The sequence below is a fragment of the Blautia massiliensis (ex Liu et al. 2021) genome (assembly GCF_052064225.1).
GTDB lineage: Bacteria > Bacillota > Clostridia > Lachnospirales > Lachnospiraceae > Blautia_A > Blautia_A fusiformis.
Genome location: NZ_JBQHWA010000018.1, coordinates 37,586 through 56,977, shown reverse-complemented (window position 1 = coordinate 56,977; position 19,392 = coordinate 37,586). Strand labels below are relative to the sequence as shown.

The 19,392-nt window shown below is 44.1% G+C and carries 20 protein-coding genes and 1 riboswitch; of the genes, 17 read left to right on the top strand and 3 right to left on the bottom strand.

The window, feature by feature from the left end; translation table 11 throughout:
- Positions 1 to 11 precede the first annotated feature (11 nt).
- The 13 genes from ACTNDQ_RS09020 (at position 12) to ACTNDQ_RS08960 (ending at position 12,425) form a co-directional block, all read left to right on the top strand.
- Entirely contained in the window at positions 12 to 1,400 is a 1,389-nt protein-coding gene (locus ACTNDQ_RS09020) for a potassium transporter TrkG (RefSeq protein ID WP_330664882.1), read from the top strand.
- A 13-nt stretch (positions 1,401 to 1,413) separates the two neighbouring features.
- On the top strand, positions 1,414 to 2,073 hold the full coding sequence (locus ACTNDQ_RS09015; RefSeq protein ID WP_015526730.1) for a potassium channel family protein: 660 nt from the start codon (positions 1,414 to 1,416) through the stop codon (positions 2,071 to 2,073).
- Positions 2,074 to 2,109: 36 nt separating this feature from the next.
- Entirely contained in the window at positions 2,110 to 2,886 is a 777-nt protein-coding gene (locus tag ACTNDQ_RS09010; protein ID WP_278795314.1) for a TrmH family RNA methyltransferase, read from the top strand.
- A gap of 15 nt (positions 2,887 to 2,901) precedes the next feature.
- Positions 2,902 to 3,342, top strand: a complete 441-nt coding sequence (locus ACTNDQ_RS09005; protein WP_278795315.1) for an NfeD family protein — start codon at positions 2,902 to 2,904, stop codon at positions 3,340 to 3,342.
- Positions 3,343 to 3,345: 3 nt separating this feature from the next.
- Positions 3,346 to 4,287 (top strand): SPFH domain-containing protein, encoded by a 942-nt coding sequence (locus ACTNDQ_RS09000; RefSeq protein ID WP_278795316.1) that lies wholly within the window; start codon positions 3,346 to 3,348, stop codon positions 4,285 to 4,287.
- 26 nt (positions 4,288 to 4,313) lie between these two features.
- Entirely contained in the window at positions 4,314 to 5,312 is a 999-nt protein-coding gene (gene argF / locus ACTNDQ_RS08995) for an ornithine carbamoyltransferase (protein ID WP_015526726.1), read from the top strand.
- A complete protein-coding gene (locus ACTNDQ_RS08990) occupies positions 5,312 to 6,118 on the top strand; it encodes a biotin--[acetyl-CoA-carboxylase] ligase (protein WP_441064420.1) in 807 nt (268 codons plus the stop codon). The genes argF and ACTNDQ_RS08990 overlap by 1 nt, the downstream gene beginning before the upstream one ends.
- A gap of 131 nt (positions 6,119 to 6,249) precedes the next feature.
- Positions 6,250 to 6,618, top strand: a complete 369-nt coding sequence (locus tag ACTNDQ_RS08985; protein ID WP_015526724.1) for a DUF6145 family protein — start codon at positions 6,250 to 6,252, stop codon at positions 6,616 to 6,618.
- Positions 6,619 to 6,627: 9 nt separating this feature from the next.
- Positions 6,628 to 7,596, top strand: a complete 969-nt coding sequence (gene dusB / locus ACTNDQ_RS08980; RefSeq protein WP_441064425.1) for a tRNA dihydrouridine synthase DusB — start codon at positions 6,628 to 6,630, stop codon at positions 7,594 to 7,596.
- A gap of 115 nt (positions 7,597 to 7,711) precedes the next feature.
- Positions 7,712 to 8,662 carry a glycosyltransferase family 2 protein gene (locus tag ACTNDQ_RS08975; RefSeq protein WP_278795317.1) on the top strand — a complete coding sequence of 317 codons (951 nt, stop codon included), beginning with the start codon at positions 7,712 to 7,714 and terminating at the stop codon, positions 8,660 to 8,662.
- Positions 8,663 to 8,931: 269 nt separating this feature from the next.
- Positions 8,932 to 9,417 (top strand): transcription elongation factor GreA, encoded by a 486-nt coding sequence (greA, locus tag ACTNDQ_RS08970; protein ID WP_015526720.1) that lies wholly within the window; start codon positions 8,932 to 8,934, stop codon positions 9,415 to 9,417.
- Positions 9,418 to 9,481: 64 nt separating this feature from the next.
- The gene (lysS, locus tag ACTNDQ_RS08965) at positions 9,482 to 11,521 is read left to right on the top strand and encodes a lysine--tRNA ligase (protein WP_441064419.1); all 2,040 of its coding nucleotides are present in this window, start codon (positions 9,482 to 9,484) and stop codon (positions 11,519 to 11,521) included.
- 316 nt (positions 11,522 to 11,837) lie between these two features.
- On the top strand, positions 11,838 to 12,425 hold the full coding sequence (locus ACTNDQ_RS08960) for a helix-turn-helix domain-containing protein (RefSeq protein WP_110103169.1): 588 nt from the start codon (positions 11,838 to 11,840) through the stop codon (positions 12,423 to 12,425).
- Positions 12,426 to 12,750: 325 nt separating this feature from the next.
- Here the strand turns inward: ACTNDQ_RS08960 and ACTNDQ_RS08955 are convergent, their stop codons facing one another.
- The 3 genes from ACTNDQ_RS08955 to ACTNDQ_RS08945 all read right to left on the bottom strand — a co-directional run bounded on the left by ACTNDQ_RS08955 (position 12,751) and on the right by ACTNDQ_RS08945 (position 15,339).
- A complete protein-coding gene (locus ACTNDQ_RS08955) occupies positions 12,751 to 13,992 on the bottom strand; it encodes an IS256 family transposase (RefSeq protein WP_441064418.1) in 1,242 nt (413 codons plus the stop codon).
- Positions 13,993 to 14,102: 110 nt separating this feature from the next.
- Positions 14,103 to 14,714, bottom strand: coding sequence for a TetR/AcrR family transcriptional regulator (locus ACTNDQ_RS08950; protein WP_278795122.1), 612 nt, complete (start codon positions 14,712 to 14,714; stop codon positions 14,103 to 14,105).
- Entirely contained in the window at positions 14,701 to 15,339 is a 639-nt protein-coding gene (locus ACTNDQ_RS08945; protein WP_059086425.1) for a DUF3786 domain-containing protein, read from the bottom strand. The genes ACTNDQ_RS08950 and ACTNDQ_RS08945 overlap by 14 nt, the downstream gene beginning before the upstream one ends.
- A 239-nt stretch (positions 15,340 to 15,578) precedes the next feature.
- Here ACTNDQ_RS08945 and ACTNDQ_RS08940 point away from each other — a divergent pair, with 239 nt between their 5' ends.
- The 4 genes from ACTNDQ_RS08940 to ACTNDQ_RS08925 all read left to right on the top strand — a co-directional run bounded on the left by ACTNDQ_RS08940 (position 15,579) and on the right by ACTNDQ_RS08925 (position 18,989).
- Positions 15,579 to 15,953 (top strand): GntR family transcriptional regulator, encoded by a 375-nt coding sequence (locus ACTNDQ_RS08940; protein ID WP_015526677.1) that lies wholly within the window; start codon positions 15,579 to 15,581, stop codon positions 15,951 to 15,953.
- Positions 15,954 to 15,955: 2 nt separating this feature from the next.
- Positions 15,956 to 16,804: an ABC transporter ATP-binding protein gene (locus ACTNDQ_RS08935; RefSeq protein ID WP_441064417.1), complete on the top strand. Its 849-nt coding sequence runs from the start codon at positions 15,956 to 15,958 to the stop codon at positions 16,802 to 16,804.
- Positions 16,801 to 17,475: an ABC-2 transporter permease gene (locus ACTNDQ_RS08930; RefSeq protein ID WP_441064416.1), complete on the top strand. Its 675-nt coding sequence runs from the start codon at positions 16,801 to 16,803 to the stop codon at positions 17,473 to 17,475. The genes ACTNDQ_RS08935 and ACTNDQ_RS08930 overlap by 4 nt, the downstream gene beginning before the upstream one ends.
- A 155-nt stretch (positions 17,476 to 17,630) precedes the next feature.
- Positions 17,631 to 18,989, top strand: a complete 1,359-nt coding sequence (locus ACTNDQ_RS08925; RefSeq protein ID WP_279200715.1) for an MATE family efflux transporter — start codon at positions 17,631 to 17,633, stop codon at positions 18,987 to 18,989.
- 147 nt (positions 18,990 to 19,136) lie between these two features.
- Positions 19,137 to 19,310: riboswitch (cobalamin riboswitch) on the top strand.
- Positions 19,311 to 19,392: the final 82 nt, after the last annotated feature.

Genomic DNA, 19,392 nt, shown 5'->3' with positions numbered 1-19,392 from the left:
AAAATATGAACTTGAAAAAAGTTTCAGACGGATTGCATAAACTGAATACGTCACAAATAATTGCCCTCGGCTTTGCGGGGGTGATTTTTGTAGGCGGACTTATTTTATGGCTGCCGTTCTGCAGTGCACCCGGGCAGGCTGTTACCTTCCCGGATGCTGTTTTTACAGCGGCGACCAGCGTATGTGTGACAGGACTTTCCACAGTTGTTATGGCAGTCCAGTGGAGCCCCATTGGAAAAACGGTTATCCTGTGCCTGATACAGATCGGCGGGATCGGACTGATCGCACTGGCGAATATGATATTCATCAGCCTCCGGCGGAAAATTTCCCTGAAAAACCGGCGGATCATCAAGGAATCCTATAACCTGGATGAAATGGGTGGAGTCGTGGCTGTAGTCCGCAGTGTGGTGAAATGCGTGTTTCTTGCAGAAGGAATCGGTGCGGTCCTGTATGCGTTTTGCTTTGTACCGGAATTTGGGATAAAAAAAGGTCTGGTGCATGCCATATTTCTGGCGGTATCTGCATTCTGCAACGCAGGGATCGATCTTTTCGGGGAAACAAGCCTTTCGGTATATGTGAGCAATCCGCTGGTCAATATCACTACGATTGGCCTGATCATTGTGTCAGGTCTTGGATTTATCGTCTGGTGGGATCTGTGGGATAAATTCCGCAAGGTTCTGAGAAAAGAGCTTTCCCCATCCAGAGTTTTTCGTGTACTGCGGCTTCAGAGCAAGCTGGTCCTTACGATGACCGGGATCCTGGTATTTTCAGGAGCATTTCTGGTATTTATTTTTGAATCCGGAAACCCTTCCACGCTGAAGGGGGCACCACTGGGAACAAAGCTCATGGCATCCTTTTTCCAGTCAGTGACAACACGTACGGCGGGATTTTATACCATGGATCAGTCGCTTTTGTCCACACCTACCGTGAGCATTTCCCTGCTGTGGATGTTTATCGGAGGATCACCCATGGGCACTGCCGGTGGTGTGAAGACTACTACCATTGCGGTTCTGATTCTTTCCATTGCAGCATATCTTCAGGGAAAAAAGGATGTAGAGGTATACGGCCGCAGGATCCGTGAGAGCTATCTCCGTTCTGCCATGGTTGTTGCAGGAACCAGTGTGCTGATCCTTTTTAACATGACGGTGCTTTTGTCCGCAGTAATGCCGGGAGTGGATCTGGCAGATGTTTTATATGAGATCACTTCTGCGGGAGCTACAGTAGGACTTTCCAGAGGACTGACACCTCAGCTGAATGTGGCAGGCAAGTGGATCGTGATCCTTACCATGTATCTGGGACGTATCGGACCGCTGACACTTGGAACAGCAGTTGTGATGCGTGTACGCAACAGGCCGGGAAGCACCACGCATCTCGGTGAAGAAGATATCATGATCGGTTAAACAGGAGAATAGAATGAAAAATAAATCTTTTGCCGTGATCGGGCTTGGACAGTTTGGAATGACTCTGGCGGTGACGCTGGCAGAGTCAGACTGTGATGTCCTTGCCATTGATGACAAAGAAGAAAATATCGAAGAGATTTCCGAAAAAGTAACCTATGCGGTAAAAGCAGATGTCCGTGAACCGGGAATCCTGAAGGCTCTGGGAGTTCAGAATGTGGATGTAGCCATTATCGCAGTTGCCGAAAATCTGGAAGCCAGTATTTCCGCGACCATGCAGGCCAAGGATCTGGGAGTGCCCTTTGTAGTTGCAAAAAGTATGAATTCTCTTCATGGACGTATACTCGACAAAATTGGTGCAGATAAGATCATTTATCCGGAACAGTCCATGGGACTGCGGGTTGCCAGAAATCTTATGTCCGGCGGGTATCTGGATGTGTTTGAGCTTTCAGCGGAGTTCAGTATGGCGGAGTTTTCCATGCCGGTATCCTGGAGTGGAAAAAATCTGGTAGATCTGAATGTACGGGAGCGTTTTCACATTAATATCATTGGCATCAAGCAGGGTGAAAATGTCACGGTAGATCTGGATCCTTCCGAACCGCTTCCGGACAACTGTTCCATAATCGCCATCGGAAAAAACAAGGATCTGAATGCAAGTCGTGAGGAATTACGTTAACCGAATACGGATTGCCGGAAGGAGAGAAATAAAAGTATGATAACCAGTGTATCAAATGCAAAAATAAAAAATGTCATGCAGCTGAACCAGAAGGCAAAAGCCAGAAGAGAGCAGGGACTTTTTGTGGCAGAAGGCCGGAAAATGTTTCTGGAAGCACCGGAAAGCTGGGTTTCCCAGGTGTTTGTCTCCGAGACCGTTTCCCGGGATGGAGAGCTGATGTCTCAGGCAGAAAAATATCCCTGTGAGATCGTGAAGGATTCCGTATTCCGTCAGATGTGTGATACCAAGACTCCCCAGGGGATCCTGACAGTTCTGAAGCTGCCTTCCTGGAGCGAGGAGGAGGTACTGGCGGGAAAAAATCCTCTGGTCATGGTTCTGGAGGATCTTCAGGATCCGGGAAATGCGGGAACCATTCTCAGGACCGGTGAGGGCGCCGGCGTAAGCGGAGTTTTCCTCACAAAAACCTGCGTGGATATCACAAATCCCAAGGTGATCCGTTCTACCATGGGCTCCATTTACAGAATGCCTTTTCTATACGTGGAAGATGTGGTATTATTAGAAAAGAAGCTGAAAGAAAAGGGAATCCGCAGTTTTGCAGCTCATCTGAAGGGTGAGAATTCCTATGATCAGGAATCCTATAAGGGCGGTACCGCATTTTTCATTGGAAACGAGGGAAAGGGCCTGACTGATCAGGCGGCGGAGGCAGCAGACTGTCTGATCCGCATTCCCATGTGCGGAAAGGTAGAATCGCTGAATGCTGCCATGGCATCAGGAATCCTGATGTACGAAGCTGCAAGACAGAGAAGAGAATAAGAGAGGAGGGGTTTTATGACACCTTTGGCCTGGCTTGGAATACTGGCAATTTTACTGGTAATTGAAGCGATCACGGTAGGACTTACCACTGTCTGGTTTGCAGGCGGTGCTTTTGTGGCGTGTATTGCCTCGTGGCTTGGTGGGGGGATTGTTGTACAGCTCCTTTTATTTTTCGGAGTTTCCGTGGTGCTTCTGATCTTTACCAGACCTCTGGCGGTCCGCTACATGAACAAGGGCGTGGAAAAGACCAATGCAGAGAGCCTTCTGGGAAAAAGAGCCGTAGTGATACAGCCGGTCAACAACCTGGCCCAGACCGGGCAGGTGAGGATCAATGACATCGAGTGGACTGCACGGACCGCAGATGACGGGGAAGAAATTCCAACAGGTGCAGTGGTTGAGATCGAAGAGATCCGCGGAGTGAAGCTGATCGTAAAAGAAATTAGCAAGGAGGGCTAAATTATGGGTGGAGTTGTTGTTTTGCTTGTAGTCATCATTCTTGTGCTGTGGGTACTTGCATCCTGTATCCGCATTGTACCGCAGGCCTATGCAGTGGTACTGGAACGTCTTGGCGCTTACAAGGCTACCTGGGGTACAGGAATCCATTTCAAGGTTCCGTTCATTGAGCGTGTTGCAAGAAGAGTAAACCTGAAAGAACAGGTTGTGGATTTTCCACCGCAGCCGGTAATTACCAAAGATAATGTAACCATGCAGATCGATACGGTTGTATTTTTTCAGATCACAGATCCGAAGCTTTACGCATATGGCGTTGAGAATCCGATCATGGCGATCGAGAATCTTTCTGCTACAACACTTCGTAACATCATCGGTGATATGGAGCTGGATGAGACACTGACATCCCGAGAGGTTATCAATACCAAGATGCGTGCTTCCCTTGATGTGGCTACAGATCCATGGGGAATCAAGGTTAACCGTGTGGAGCTTAAGAACATCATTCCTCCGGCAGCCATCCAGGATGCCATGGAGAAACAGATGAAGGCTGAGCGTGAGAGACGAGAAGCCATTCTGAAAGCAGAAGGAGAGAAACGTTCCACCATCCTTGTTGCAGAGGGTAAAAAACAGTCCGCGATCCTGGATGCTGAGGCTGAGAAGCAGGCAGCGATCCTTCATGCGGAGGCTCAGAAGGAGCGTATGATCAAAGAGGCTGAAGGACAGGCACAGGCAGTCCTTAAAGTACAGCAGGCAACTGCAGAAGGACTTCGTATGATCAAGGAAGCAGGAGCAGATGAATCTGTTCTTACTCTGAAGAGCCTGGAGGCTCTTACAAAAGTTGCTGACGGCAAGGCAACGAAGATCATCATTCCGTCCGAGATACAGGGCATCGCAGGGCTGGCAACATCCCTGAAGGAAATCATGACAGATAAACCGGCAGAGCAGAAATAAATCTGCGGCCGTGAGGAGGACATATTATGAATCTTAAAGGAAGAAATTTCCTGACACTGAAAGACTTTACACCGGAAGAGATCACTTACATGATCGACCTTGCAGCAGATCTGAAGGCCAAGAAAAAAGCAGGAGAGCTTCATGAGTATTACAGAGGTAAGAATATTGCCCTGATCTTTGAGAAAACAAGCACAAGAACACGCTGTTCCTTCGAAGTGGCAGCTCATGATCTGGGAATGGGTTCTACCTATCTGGATCCCACAGGATCCCAGATCGGAAAGAAGGAGAGCATCGCAGATACTGCAAGAGTTCTCGGAAGAATGTATGAGGGAATCGAGTACCGTGGCTTTGGTCAGGATATTGTTGAGGAGCTTGCGAAGCATGCAGGTGTACCGGTATGGAATGGTCTGACAAACGAGTATCATCCGACACAGATGCTTGCAGATATGCTGACAGTACGTGAACATTTCGGCAAACTGAAAGGCCTGAAGCTTGTATACATGGGCGATGCCCGTTACAACATGGGTAACTCCCTGATGGTTGTATGCTCCAAGCTTGGTCTTGATTTCGTAGCCTGCACCAATAAGAAATATTTCCCGAATGATGAGCTTGTAGCACAGTGTCAGCAGTGGGCAGAAGAGGCAGGTTCCACCATCACTCTCACAGAGGATGTGGAGGCAGGAACAAAAGATGCGGACATCATCTACACAGATGTATGGGTATCCATGGGCGAGCCTGACGAAGTATGGACAGAGCGTATCCACGACCTGACACCATACAAGGTTACCAGACATGTAATGGAGAACGCCGGTGAAAAGGCGATCTTCCTTCACTGTCTGCCGGCATTCCATGATCTTAAGACAAAGATCGGAAAAGAGATGGGCGAGCGTTTCAACCTTACAGATATGGAGGTTACAGACGAAGTATTCGAGTCTCCGCAGTCCAAGGTATTCGACGAAGCTGAGAACCGTATGCACACCATTAAGGCTGTGATCGTTGCAACATTAGGAGAGCCGGAGAAATAATGTCAGATTTATTTAATGAAGAAATAATTTCACAGGCAACACATACAAAATGGGCGGGCAAAACCGTCCATTTTGCAAGAGAAACAGATTCCACTAACCTCTGGGGAAAACGTGCCTGGAGGGAAGAAGGCGCAGGACACGGAGAGCTGTTTGTGGCAGAATATCAGTCCGCAGGACGCGGACGTTTTACAAGACGATGGAGTGCGCCGCCGGACAGTGCCATTACTATGAGTATCCTTATCTGCCCGGAATTTTCTCCGCAGAAGGCGCCGATGCTGACACTTGTTATGGGACTTTCAGTTGCACAGGCAGTAGCAGAGCTCGGTCTTGAGGTAGGGATCAAATGGCCTAACGATGTAGTTGTTTCCCGCAAAAAGATCTGCGGTATCTTAACCGAAATGACCATGAAGCAGGATAAGATCGGCTGTGCAGTTATCGGAGTCGGGATTAACGTAAATATGGAAAGCTTCCCGGAAGAAATGGCAGATAAGGCTACCTCTCTGTATCTGGAAAGCGGACATCCCTTTGACCGGGCACAGGTAGTCGGACTTGTGATGAAGCATTTTGAGGAAAATTATGAGAGATTTGTACAGACAGAGGATCTCAGCGGCCTGAAACCGGATTATGAGAAAATGCTGGCCAATCTGAACCAGCCGGTACGTGTACTGGATCAGAATGATCCATATGAGGGAATCGCAGGAGGGATCAATGCCGGCGGAGAGCTTCTGGTAGAGCGTGCAGACGGTACAGTCGAGGAAGTAAACTCCGGAGAGGTTTCTGTACGTGGTTTATACAGCTATGTGTAAAACATGCAGCACAGATCGGATAAAATTTCCGGCAGCGATTTTCCGTTGATGTTTTATTGCAGTAGTGGAAAAAACAAGAATCTCCCTGCTTTAGCTGTGGGGAGTGTCAAGTTATAAATAAAGGAGATTTTATGTATCAGGATAACATTGTGCTCTGCGGAGCAAGCTCTTATGAGCAGAAATATTATTTTAACCAGGATTTTGCGTCTCTTCCTGAGACGGTAAAGCAGGAGCTGCAGATCATGTGTGTGCTTTTCACAGAGGATGTAGGCGGGATCCTGACACTGGAATTTGATGAGGACGGCAGTCTGCAGTTTAAGACTGAGGCCCTGGAGGCAGATGCCCGTTTTGACGAGATCGGAAGTGCACTGAAGATCAAGGAACTCCAGCGGGACAAAAGAGAGCTTCTGGAATCTCTGGAAATGTATTACAAGGTATTTTTCCTGGGAGATATCCCGGATGAGGAACTGCAGAAAAAAGCAGATGCCGTTGAGGAATGATCCATGAAGATGCAGTGGAAGATCGGAAATGTGGAGATACCGAACCCCTTTGTGCTTGCACCGATGGCAGGGGTTACGGATCTGGCATTTCGAAGACTTTGCAAGGAGCAGGGTGCAGGCCTGATCTGTATGGAAATGGTCAGTGCCAAGGCGATCTCTTTTCATAATAAGAATACAGAGGCGCTGATGGAGATCGATCCCGGGGAGCATCCGGTATCCATGCAGCTTTTCGGCAGCGAGCCGGACCTTATGGCAGAGGTGGCAAAAAGCATTGAGGAGCGTCCCTTTGACATTCTCGATATCAATATGGGATGTCCGGTTCCCAAGGTGGTAAATAATGGCGAGGGCTCAGCTCTTCTGAAGGATCCTCAGCTGATCGAAGAGATCGTCCGCAGTGTTTCCGGAGCAGTTTCCAAGCCGGTAACGGTGAAGGTCCGCATTGGCTTTGATGAAAATACGCCGGTGGATGTGGTGGAGATCGCAAAACGGGTGGAGGATGCCGGTGCAGCAGCCATCGCAGTTCATGGAAGGACCAGACAGCAGTATTATTCCGGTCAGGCGGACTGGGATGCTATCCGCAGGGTGAAGGAAGCGGTGACTATTCCGGTGATAGGAAACGGAGATATCGTTTCACCGGAAACTGCAGAAGCCATGTTTAAAGAGACTGGCTGCGATGCGGTGATGATCGGCCGTGCAGTACGTGGGAACCCGTGGATCTTCCGGGAACTGAACCACTATTTCCGCACCGGGGAAAAGCTTCCCAGACCAACCGCAGAGGAAGTCTGCGAGATGATCCTGCGCCATGCCGAAGATCAGATCGCGATAAAGGGTGAGTATATCGGGATCCGCGAAATGCGGAAGCATGTAGCCTGGTATACAGCCGGTATGCGGCACAGTGCGGGAATCCGGAGAGAATCTAATAATATTTCAAACTATGAAGAACTGAAAAAGCTTACAGACATGGTACTGGAGCGATAAAAGAGAAAAGTATGCCGGAGAAAACGAAACGTTCTATTGACAAGGAACGGGGCGCGTGCTACAGTCAGTTAGCGGGAATCCGCAGAAAGTTTTTTTGTTTTACAGGAGAAAAATAATGGCAGATAAAATAGCAGTTTTAATTCCTTGCTACAACGAAAGCAAGACGGTAGCAAAGGTTATCCGCGATATGAAAAAAGCACTTCCGGAAGCTGTGATCTACGTATATGATAATAACTCTACAGATGGAACAGACGAGATCGCCAGAAAAGAAGGGGCAGTTGTCCGTTATGAGTATCAGCAGGGAAAAGGAAACGTGATCCGCAGTATGTTTCGGGATATCGATGCGCGGTGTTACCTTATGGTAGATGGCGACGATACTTATCCGGCAGAGTTTGCAGCTGAAATGTGCAGCAAGGTTCTGGAGAAAGGCACAGACATGGTGGTTGGTGACCGCCTTTCTTCTACATATTTTACAGAGAACAAGAGACCTTTCCACAACTTTGGAAACAGCATCGTAAGAGGTTCCATTAACCGTCTTTTCAAAAGCAACATCAAGGATATCATGACAGGTTACCGTGCCATGAGTTACCGCTTTGTAAAAACATTCCCAGTACTTTCCAGGAATTTTGAGATCGAGACAGAGATGACGATCCACGCCATCGATAAGAACATGCAGGTTGAGAATGTAGTCATTGAATATCGTGACAGGCCGGAGGGAAGTGAGTCCAAGCTGAATACTTATGCAGATGGATTTAAGGTCCTGAAGACTATTGTGAAAATGTTCAAAAATTACAAGCCGCTGGAGTTCTTCTCCCTTATCGCAGCAGTGCTGTTTGTGGTGGGAATGGTATTCTTTATTCCGGTGCTGGTACATTTTCTGGAGGTTGGGACAGTGGAAAAGATCCCAACACTGATCGTCAGCGGGTTTGTGATTCTGACAGCTATCATCTGCTGGTTTTCCGGGATCATCCTTTCTACACTGGTCAATCAGCATAAACAGGATTTTGAGTATCAGACACAGATGGTGACTAATCGTTATAAAGATCTTTTTCCGGAGAAGAAATAAGGAATCAGACCGGGCAGGATAATACAGAAAATCCGTGTTGAAATCTGAGATTTCGCACGGCTTTTTTTGCATATTTCAGGGACCCTTTTTCGACGTGGAATGCTTGACAATACTGGGGCTTTTCGGTATAATACAGGAATTGTGAATATCCTGAGATTTTTACGCCCTTTTTTAGAAAAAAGAGCTCTTGGGAATGGTAGCAACAGAAATATCCGAAGCTGTATTTTTTTCAGAAAAAACAGCACGGTTTTGAAAGGAAGTAAGGCAAAATGGAAGAAGCAAAGAAGAACTTACTCACATACGCAGGACTTAGAAAACTGGAAGACGAGCTGCACGATCTGAAAGTTGTTAAGAGAAAAGAAGTAGCAGGAAAGATCAAAGAGGCCAGAGAGCAGGGAGACCTTTCTGAGAACGCAGAGTACGATGCAGCAAAGGATGAGCAGAGAGATATCGAGGCACGTATCGAGGAGATCGAGAAGATCCTCAAGAACGCTGAGGTTGTAGTAGAGGACGAAGTCGATCTTGACAGAATCAGCGTAGGCTGCAAGGTTAAGGTTCATGATTATGAATTTGAGGAAGATATGGAGCTGAAGATCGTAGGTTCCACAGAGGCTAACAGCCTTGAGGGAAAGATCTCCAATGAGTCTCCGGTAGGTAAAGCACTGATCGGTGCACACACCAACGATATCGTTGAGGTTGAGATGCCGTCCGGAATCATGAAATACAAGGTTCTTGAGATCCAGAGAAACGTATAAAGCAGACAACGGAGCGGATCGCACAGATCCGCTTGAATGACAGATAGATTAAGGAGGCCAACAAGTGGCAGAGCAGAAGAAGCAGGATGTAAACCAGCTGCTTAAGGTACGTCGTGACAAACTGGCAGACCTTCAGGCAAATGGCAGGGACCCGTTTCAGATCACAAAATTTGATCAGACACATCATTCCCTTGAGGTAAAGAATCTCTATGAAGCACATGAGGCAGAGCTTCTCAAAGATCGCAAGGAGCTTGATGTAACAGGTCTTGATGAAGAGCAGGCAAAAGAGGCTCAGAAGAAGGATTATGAAGAAAGAAGAAGCATCATGGACGCAAGCCCGATCCATGTATCGATCGCAGGACGTATGATGTTCAAGCGTGTAATGGGAAAAGCTTCTTTCTGCAATATCCAGGATTTACAGGGTAACATTCAGGTTTATGTGGCAAGAGATGCCATTGGAACCGATTCCTATGCAGATTTCAAGAAATCTGATATCGGTGATATTTTTGGTCTGGAGGGATTTGCTTTCAGAACAAGAACAGGTGAGATCTCCATTCATGCAGAGAAGATGACTCTTCTTTCCAAGAGCTTACAGATCCTTCCTGAGAAATTCCACGGACTGACAGATACAGATACCCGTTATCGTCAGAGATATGTGGATCTTATCATGAACCAGGACAGCAAGAATGTATTCATCAAACGTTCCCAGATCCTTAAGGAGATCCGTAACTTCCTTGCAGGACGTGACTTCATGGAAGTTGAGACACCAATGCTGGTTTCCAACGCAGGCGGTGCAGCTGCAAGACCATTTGAGACACATTATAACGCACTGAACGAAGACGTTAAGCTTCGTATCTCCCTGGAGCTTTATCTTAAGAGACTGATCGTAGGCGGACTTGAGAGAGTTTACGAGATCGGCCGTGTATTCCGTAACGAGGGTGTTGATACCCGTCACAATCCGGAGTTCACTCTGATGGAGCTTTATCAGGCATATACTGATTATGAGGGAATGATGGAGCTGACAGAGTCCATGTTCCGTTACCTTGCAGAGAAGGTCTGCGGTTCCACAAAGATTTCCTACAATGGTATCGAGATCGATCTTGGAAAGCCTTTCGCACGTCTGACCATGAACGATGCCATCAAGAAATATGCAGGAATCGACTTTGACGAAGTAGCAGATGATGAGGCAGCCAAGAAGCTTGCTGACGAGCATCATATCGAGTATGAGGATCGTCATAAGAAGGGTGATATCATCAACCTCTTCTTCGAGGAGTACTGTGAGAAAGAGCTGATCCAGCCGACATTTATCATGGATCATCCGATCGAGATCTCTCCGCTGACCAAGAAGAAACCTTCCGATCCGAACAAGGTAGAGCGTTTTGAGCTCTTTATCAATACATGGGAAATGTGTAATGCATATTCCGAGCTCAACGACCCGATCGATCAGAGAGAGCGTTTCAAAGCACAGGATGCTCTTGCAGACGCAGGTGATGAGGAAGCCAACCACACAGATGAAGACTTCCTGAATGCACTGGAGATCGGTATGCCGCCAACAGGTGGTATCGGATACGGAATCGACCGTCTCGTTATGCTCCTGACAGACAGCCAGGCAATTCGTGACGTACTTCTGTTCCCGACGATGAAGTCACTGGACGCTGACAAGAAGGCAAATAAGACTTCCGAAGCAGCTCCTGCAGCTGCAGAAGTGAAAGCTGAGCCTGAAAAGATTGATTTTTCTAAGGTAAAGATTGAGCCTTTGTTTGAGGAAGCAGTTGATTTTGACACATTCAGCAAGTCAGATTTCCGTGCAGTAAAGGTTAAAGAGTGTGTTGCAGTACCGAAGTCAAAGAAACTCTTACAGTTCACTCTTGATGACGGAACAGGCACAGACAGAACTATTTTAAGTGGTATTCATAGCTTTTATGAGCCTGAAGAACTGGTTGGAAAAACTCTTATCGCTATCATAAATCTTCCACCGAGAGCTATGATGGGTATTGACTCTTGCGGTATGCTCCTCAGTGCTATTCACGAAGAAGAAGGCGAAGAAAAGCTCCATCTTCTGATGGTTGATGACCATATTCCAGCAGGTGCAAAGCTCTATTAAGATGATGTAAAGATGTACCGTTTTACCGAATAGACGGGACGTACTTCATTTGATAAAAAACTAAAAAAACAGCGATTTACATCAAACTTACATCATTTGATGCAGAAATCGGTGCAAGCAAGAAAAAATCGCATAATTAGTACAATGAGTGGGCAATTCCAATCGGAGTTGCCCATTTTTAAAACAAACAGAAATACAAATCGGAAGTTTACGGTCTGTAAAAGACCTTTGACACACGGAAAACATAGATGTCAATGCACTTTGATAGCGAAAATAAGACCTTTCGATTAGTATGAGTATGCAAGGAGGTGACGAGATGGAACTTGGAAAGCAAATAAAAATGCATCGTCAGGAAGCACATTTATCCCAAGAGGAGTTAGCCAATCGTGTTTATGTTTCAAGGCAAACAATCTCAAATTGGGAAAATGATAAAAGCTATCCAGATGTGAATAGTTTGGTATTACTGAGTGAAATCTTTCAAATTTCCCTTGACAATCTAATCAAAGGAGATATTGAAGTTATGAAAGATGTAATTCAAAAAGAAGAAATTGAAAAGATGAATCGCTATGGAAAATCCTACACTATAATGCTAATTGCAACTGCTGTTTCTGCAGTTCCGCTATTTATGTGGCTTGGTGTTTGGGCATTCATTCCTTGGGGAATCATTTGGGCAATCTCTATGTACTTTGCCTTTAAGGTTGAAAAGGTAAAAAAAGATAATGATGTTCAAACCTATAAAGAAATTGTCGCATTTTCTGAGGGAAAACTTTTGGATGATATTCATAAGCAACGAGAAATAGGCAAACGTCCTTATCAAAAAATTCTTTTAGTTATAGGTACTGCGTTGACAACATTTGTTGTTTGCGTTTTAATTGGTTTTCTGATGCACATCCTTTTGAACTAATAGTGATGGAACGCCAAATTCCAGTTTGTCAGGTTGCCCTTTGAGAGAGGAGAAATCCTTTTCTCAAAGGGCTTTTTCTATTTATACGGATATTCGCAAACTACAAGATAAAGTCAAAACTTCATATACTCTAAACACAAGGAGGTTGAGGTTTGGCTATGAACAACAGTTTAGCAGAAGTACACCCGGAGCTTATTATGGAATGGTCGGAGAAGAATTTACCACTTACACCTGATGATATTACCTTTGTTTTATATATAACAGTTGTTGAATGGCATGTCAAGAGCAGGCGGTTTTCCGCCCGTCTTATTCGCCTGTTTATTCGTTACTCTGGGAGGCGTCCTTCGTACATAATACTCAGTTCACCATACACCTGTGCCCAGTTGCGGATCGTACTGGTCCATTTCTTCGTAGCTTCAAATGTGGCAAGATACAGTGCCTTTAATAGAGCTGTATCGCTTGGAAATACGCTTCTCTGGCGATTCAGTTTCCGGTAGGTAGAATTCAGGGATTCAATAGCATTTGTAGTATAAATCACCGTTCTGGCCGTCGTTGAAAATTTAAAGATCGGCGAGATTGCGTCCCAGTTATCCTTCCAGCGCTTCATAGAATTCGGATATTTCGGTGTCCATTTTTCTGTTACACGCTCTAAGGCTGCCAGAGCTTTCTTTTCATCTGTGGCCTGATAAATGGTTTTCAGATCCGTAGCGAAGGCTTTTCTGTCTTTATCCGGGACATATTTCAACGTGTTTCTTACCTGGTGTACAATACGGCGCTGGTATTCCGTCTTTGGAAAAGCTGCTGCGATCGCTTCTTTGATTCCGGTTAAACCATCGGCACAGATGATTAATACATCTTTGACACCACGATTTTTCAGTTCATTCATAATGGAAAGCCAGTATTTTGCGCTTTCGTTATCGCCAACACTGATGGTTAAAACTTCTTTTTTTCCTTCCGTGTTGATTCCCAGAATCACGTAAGCAGCAAGCTTTCGGATCACGCCATTATCCCTTACAGAATAATGGATTGCATCAATGTAGAGAATGGGATAGACCTCGTCCAGTGGCCGGTTCTGCCAGTCTTCGATCTGTGGCAGGATCTTATCAGTCACATCAGAAATAAAGCTTTCAGAAGTTTCAAAGCCATAAATATCTTCGATGGTTTCGGAAATCTGCCGGGTAGTCATTCCTTTGGCATACATGGAAATGATCTTCTGATCAATATCGGAAATATCTTTCTGACGTTTTTTCACAACCTGTGGTTCAAACGTTGATTTGCGATCCTGTGGCACTTCGATTTCCATCGAGCCATACCGGCTGTTGACCTGTTTCCGCTTATAACCATTGCGATAATCATCATTATCTGAGCGTTCGGATTTTTCGTAACCAAGATGATCATCCATTTCAGCTTCCATCATTTCCTTAATGGTGCCGCCTAAAAGATCCTTGAGCGCATCCTGAATGTCTTCTGCAGACTGGATATCGTACTCTTCCAGGAGCTGATGGATGATGTTTCGTTTTCCTTCTGTCATTTGTACACGATGTACAGGTTTCTTTTGTCTTGCCATAATAAAAGGCCCTCCTAATGATATTTATTGTATCATAGAAGAACCTTATAAACATTATTTTACAGAAAAAGTTTCATACTCTCGAAAAATCCGGAGGATTTTTTAAGTCCTTACTTGACATTAGCAGACGAGCCGACTGGCAACCTTGACAGCAATGCCCGGTATTCCCGGTACATTTCAATCATATTTTTTTTTGCATTTTTCAAATAAGAAGTATCGGCGCTGATTCGTCCAAGAAGAAAATATCCCTGATAGATAGAAAGCATGCGCTGAGAAAGAATTTTTGCATGATCTGGAGACAATCCGGAGCATAACAATACTTCCTGAAAAATCTGCTCAAATTTTTTCAGTCCTTCCATAAATACAGATGCAACTGCAGGCTTGCTAAGTGCTGTTTCCATGCCCATCACCGCATACGGGCAGCCTGCAAATGTTTGTCCATTTGTCCTTTCAGATAAAAAATCAAAGATTTCTTCAATAAAACTTTCCCAGTCATTTCCCTGAGAACTATTTTGAAATTGTTCCAGTAAGATTTTTTGATAGTATTCCGTTACCGCTGTTGCCAGGTCATCCTTGCTTTTGAAATAAAAATAAAAAGATCCTTTTGGAAGGTCTGTTTGTTTGAGGATTTCGCTGATTCCAGTAGCAGAATACCCATTTTTCCAAAATAATTCAGCAGCACACTCGATCAGGCGTTGTCTGGATTCTTCACCCTTTTTCAATTCGCATTTCCTCCTTCAGTCTGGAAAACAGATGTGTAAGTGCAAACATAAGCGTTTCATAATGCATGTAATCTAAAGTATTCCTGTCTGCAAGAATTTGAAGACTTGCCGGGAACTCGTCATCAGCTTCCCAGAAACGGATGATAATCGGCAAAAAAGGAAAAAGATTTAATTTAAAAGCAACATCTCCTTTTTCCAGTTCCTTTCCGGAAAGTGATATACAGGCATTACGCAATTCAACGGTTTTTCCGTTAAAAAAGTCAGCGGTATTCTGAAAAAATCCTCTGTTCGGCGAGAGATTTCCTGTTCGGACAGAGGAAAGGCTGTTTATATTTACAAATTCATGTGACAGATGGCATCTATCCTTTGAATAACATAAAACATCATAAATAGTCATTGCTTCATTATGATTGGCTTCATGAACTATTTCAAAATCATTATCTGACCACTGAACACTTCCCGTTTTTCGGTTAATACGATAGGTACGGTTAATAAAAGTAATATATAACCAGTCAGAATTGTAATCTAATGAATATTTATGTATCATTGTAGCCTGATCATATTGCAGGAAAACATGTGCCATTGAAATTTTTGTTTTATCATAATTATTGATAGCTTTCGTCATATATTTCTCCAAGAATATTTTTGTTGTAGTTATTTACAAAATAGACTAATCAGTCTATAAAGTCAATACATTTTGCGTAACAAATAAAAATTAATGATCATGAAAAGTAAATGACTAAGACTTCCCATACCTTCTGATGGCAGATGACAGAATCCCGGCAGTCAACTACTGCAAAACAGTATATAACAGTTGACAACAGTATTATACTGTTATATACTGTTTACAACAGGAGGGAACATATGAAGATTATAATCAATAATACCTCGATGGTACCAATTTATGAACAGATCATGGAGCAGATCAAGGCGCAGATCATCTCCGGAGAGTTAAAAGAAAATGATATATTGCCGTCCGTGAGAACAATGGCAAAGGAACTGAAGATCAGTGCACTTACTGTGAAGAAAGCATATGACAATCTGGAAGCAGAGGGCATGACAGTCACAGTTCATGGGAAAGGAACGTATGTAGCGGCTTCGAATACACAGCTGATGGAAGAAGAGCGCAGGAAAGAGGTTGAGGCGGATCTGGAAGCAGCAATTCAGAAGGGAAGGCGCTGCGGAATGAAGGAGGAAGAGATCCGTTCGTTGTTTGAACTCATCATGGAGGATGAATGATTATGTTGGAGATCAAAGGAGTAAAGAAAAGCTACGGTGAATTTCAGTTAGACTGTTCGTTAAATGTAGAAAAAGGAAGAATCACCGGTCTGGTTGGAGAGAACGGAGCCGGTAAGAGTACTTTGTTCAAGGCAGTGCTCGGACTCATTTCTTATGATGCCGGTGAGATAAAGATCCTGGGAAAAATACCGGAAGAGTTAAGTGAAAAAGAGAAAGAAGAGCTGGGAGTTGTCCTGGCAGAAGCCGGATTCAGTGGATACTTGAAAGGGAAAGATGTTGAGGCAGTCCTTGCCAAATTGTATCCAAAGTTTGAAGCAGAAAAATTTCATCAGATGTGTGAAGAATATCAGATTCCGTTGGATAAATTTATAAAAGAGTACTCAACAGGAATGAAAGCAAAGCTGAATCTGATCATTGCATTGACACATCAGGCAGAATTCCTGATGCTGGATGAGCCGACAGCAGGGCTTGATGTCGGAGCGAGGGAAAGGATGCTGGATATTTTAAGAGAGTATATGGAAGAAGAACCGGAGAGAAGTATCCTGATCAGTTCACATATTTCTTCGGACCTAGAACATCTGTGTGATGACATTTATGTGATACATAAAGGAAGGATCATACTTCATGAAGAGATGGATACGATTCTTGAAAAATATGCAGTGTTGAAGGTCAGTGAGGAACAATATCAGGCAGTAGATAAAAGGTATCTTTTGAAAGAGAAAAAAGAGTTTTTTGGAGTTGCCTGTCTGACGAACGAGAAGCAGTATTATATAGAAAATTATCCGGAAATCGTAGTAGAGAGCGGATCACTCGATCAGGTGATCCTGATGTTGACAGGGGGCGAAAGATGATGAAAGGAATCAGAGGTCTTTTGGAAAAGGATTTTCGATTGTTTTTTCGGCAGGGTGGTAATCTTTTTTTGGTGTTAGTGTTTGTAGCATTGTTTTTTATACTTACAGGAAAAACGGGAGCTGCTTTCATTGCAATGTATATCCCATCTGTTCTGGCGATATATTCAGGTAATACGATCAGTTATGATGAAAATGGCCATGGCTACACATATTTATTTTCTTTACCCGTAAATAAAAAAATATATGTCAGAGAAAAATATATTTTTTCCTTTATCATGACAGCATGTGGATGGTGCATTGGAATGATCTGTGCAGGAATTATGGTACTCATAAATCCTGAAGAGGTGTTTGATCTGGAAATGCTGGCAATGGAGTTGATCACATTTTTTGTGTTTCAGGCAATTGCGGGAATTATGATTGCGATCAGGATAAGGTTCGAAGGAGAGAAAGGGCGAATTGTGCTGCCAATCGCAATTTTAATTATTTTTGCGATTTGTTATACAATTGGATCTTTTGTGAAGGCTAACCTGGGATTAAAAGAAAGTATTCTGCATATGATAGGGGGAATAGGGGATCTTGAAATCGGGATTGCCCTTATTGTGCTAAGTCTGCTTATATGGTTTGCTTCGTATAAGTATAGTATGAGCGCCATGAAGAAGAAAGAGTTTTAAGATAGGCGTGACAAAAATGATCCATTAAAAATAATGATCATAAAGATGTAATAGCTACCAATAATATGAGAAAAACTTTGTGAAAAAATAGGCTTGTGTTTCGTAAGAGCCCCTTGTAAAATAGCGGACAAGGATGAAAAGAAAAGGAGACTCTTATGGGAACCAATGAAAAAGATATGACTGCCGGATCCCCCGGAAAACTGATCATAACTTTTGCCATACCAATGATGCTTGGAAATATTTTTCAGCAGTTTTATACAATGGCAGACACAATGATCGTCGGACAAGTGGTAGGAGTTAAGGCACTGGCGGCAGTAGGTGCCGGAGATTGGCTGGTATGGCTGGTGTTGGGGATCATGACAGGTATCACACAGGGTTTTTCTATTCTTGTATCTCAGTATTATGGAGCAAGGGAAAAGGAAAATCTGAAATGTGCAGTAGCGAAAAGCTATATCATGACAGCATTACTGTCTGTGGTCGTACTCGCAGTAAGTGAAGGTACAGTTTATCATGTTCTTTTATTTTTACAGACACCGGATAATGTCATTGATCTGACAATGCTATATTTGCGGCTGATCTTTGCAGGAATCCCGATCATAGCTGCTTATAATATATTTGCAGCGATCCTTCGGGCACTTGGAAACAGCAGATCTCCGTTGATCGCAATGACAGTGGCAGCAGTGATCAATGTGGGACTGGATCTGTTGTTTGTGGCGGTTTTTGGCTGGGGTATAGCCGGAGCAGCAGTGGCGACCGTTATCGCGCAGGGATTTTCTGCCTTGTACTGTTTGATCGTATTACGTAAAATCCCGGATATCCGCCTGGAAAAGAAGGATTTTTACAGGCAGCCCTCTATGAGTTTGCGACTTTTGGAACTGGCGGTTCCTCTTGCAATACAGAATGTGATCATCTCCGTGGGAGGACTTGTGGTACAGTATGTGATCAATGGATTTGGTTTTCTGTTTGTGGCGGGATTTACGGCATCGAATAAGCTGTATGGGGTTTTGGAGATGGCTGCCGTTTCATATGGATATGCTATTACAACATATGTGGGCCAGAATCTTGGTGCAAAGAAATATCAGAGGATTCGAAAAGGCGTGCGCAGCGGCACTTATATGGCAGTGCTCACTTCGGCTTTCATTTCCGGCATGATGGTGCTGTTTGGACGTAATGTACTGTCCCTGTTTGTATCCGGTGAACCGGATCAGACCCGACAGGTATTGGATATAGCATATAAGTATTTGTTTATCATGGCTGTCTTTTTGTGGGTGCTGTATCTGCTGTATGTGTATCGTTCCGCTATCCAGGGCCTGGGTAATACTTTGATTCCGCTTGCCAGCGGCATTGCAGAATTTATAATGCGTATCAGTGTTGCGCTGCTGCTGCCAAAACTGATCGGTGAAGATGGAATATACTATGCAGAGATCTGTGCATGGAGCAGTGCAGCTGTTTTATTATTCGTAAGTTATATGATCATTATACGGAAATATAAAGAAGTCACCGTTCATACATAATGTTATTTACTTAAGGGATCTATAATAATACAGGCAGAAAATATCCGGGTTTCACTATGAAATGTTCAGATATTTTATATTTGACAAAAAACTATTTATATAAAAAGAAAAGTATGATATTATAATACTTATTCATTGCAACTATGAAAATTGAATAGTCAGAAGGGTGTACAAAGTACTTAATAAGGAATCTGGTGAAATGCCAGAACAGCCACCGCTACTGTGACAGGGACGAAAACCAAAATATCACTGGAGAGATCCGGGAAGATGGTAAGTAGGAAGAACTGGAGTCAGGAGACTTGCCTTTTTGACAGAAGAATTCTGATTCGGATGGGATACAGAAGGAATAAGCTCTGCCTGAGGTAGAGGTTTGTTTTTTGTGCTGATATGATGCTGGATCATA

What these genes read in the sequence shown, in the direction of transcription:
- ACTNDQ_RS09015 (WP_015526730.1), top strand. Translation starts at nt 1,414, where the DNA reads ATGAAAAATAAATCTTTTGCCGTGATCGGGCTTGGACAGTTTGGAATG.
- ACTNDQ_RS09010 (WP_278795314.1), top strand. Translation starts at nt 2,110, where the DNA reads ATGATAACCAGTGTATCAAATGCAAAAATAAAAAATGTCATGCAGCTG.
- ACTNDQ_RS09005 (WP_278795315.1), top strand. Translation starts at nt 2,902, where the DNA reads ATGACACCTTTGGCCTGGCTTGGAATACTGGCAATTTTACTGGTAATT.
- ACTNDQ_RS09000 (WP_278795316.1), top strand. Translation starts at nt 3,346, where the DNA reads ATGGGTGGAGTTGTTGTTTTGCTTGTAGTCATCATTCTTGTGCTGTGG.
- argF (WP_015526726.1), top strand. Translation starts at nt 4,314, where the DNA reads ATGAATCTTAAAGGAAGAAATTTCCTGACACTGAAAGACTTTACACCG.
- ACTNDQ_RS08990 (WP_441064420.1), top strand. Translation starts at nt 5,312, where the DNA reads ATGTCAGATTTATTTAATGAAGAAATAATTTCACAGGCAACACATACA.
- ACTNDQ_RS08985 (WP_015526724.1), top strand. Translation starts at nt 6,250, where the DNA reads ATGTATCAGGATAACATTGTGCTCTGCGGAGCAAGCTCTTATGAGCAG.
- dusB (WP_441064425.1), top strand. Translation starts at nt 6,628, where the DNA reads ATGCAGTGGAAGATCGGAAATGTGGAGATACCGAACCCCTTTGTGCTT.
- ACTNDQ_RS08975 (WP_278795317.1), top strand. Translation starts at nt 7,712, where the DNA reads ATGGCAGATAAAATAGCAGTTTTAATTCCTTGCTACAACGAAAGCAAG.
- greA (WP_015526720.1), top strand. Translation starts at nt 8,932, where the DNA reads ATGGAAGAAGCAAAGAAGAACTTACTCACATACGCAGGACTTAGAAAA.
- ACTNDQ_RS08960 (WP_110103169.1), top strand. Translation starts at nt 11,838, where the DNA reads ATGGAACTTGGAAAGCAAATAAAAATGCATCGTCAGGAAGCACATTTA.
- ACTNDQ_RS08955 (WP_441064418.1), bottom strand. Translation starts at nt 13,992, where the DNA reads ATGGCAAGACAAAAGAAACCTGTACATCGTGTACAAATGACAGAAGGA.
- ACTNDQ_RS08945 (WP_059086425.1), bottom strand. Translation starts at nt 15,339, where the DNA reads ATGACGAAAGCTATCAATAATTATGATAAAACAAAAATTTCAATGGCA.
- ACTNDQ_RS08940 (WP_015526677.1), top strand. Translation starts at nt 15,579, where the DNA reads ATGAAGATTATAATCAATAATACCTCGATGGTACCAATTTATGAACAG.
- ACTNDQ_RS08935 (WP_441064417.1), top strand. Translation starts at nt 15,956, where the DNA reads ATGTTGGAGATCAAAGGAGTAAAGAAAAGCTACGGTGAATTTCAGTTA.
- ACTNDQ_RS08930 (WP_441064416.1), top strand. Translation starts at nt 16,801, where the DNA reads ATGATGAAAGGAATCAGAGGTCTTTTGGAAAAGGATTTTCGATTGTTT.
- ACTNDQ_RS08925 (WP_279200715.1), top strand. Translation starts at nt 17,631, where the DNA reads ATGGGAACCAATGAAAAAGATATGACTGCCGGATCCCCCGGAAAACTG.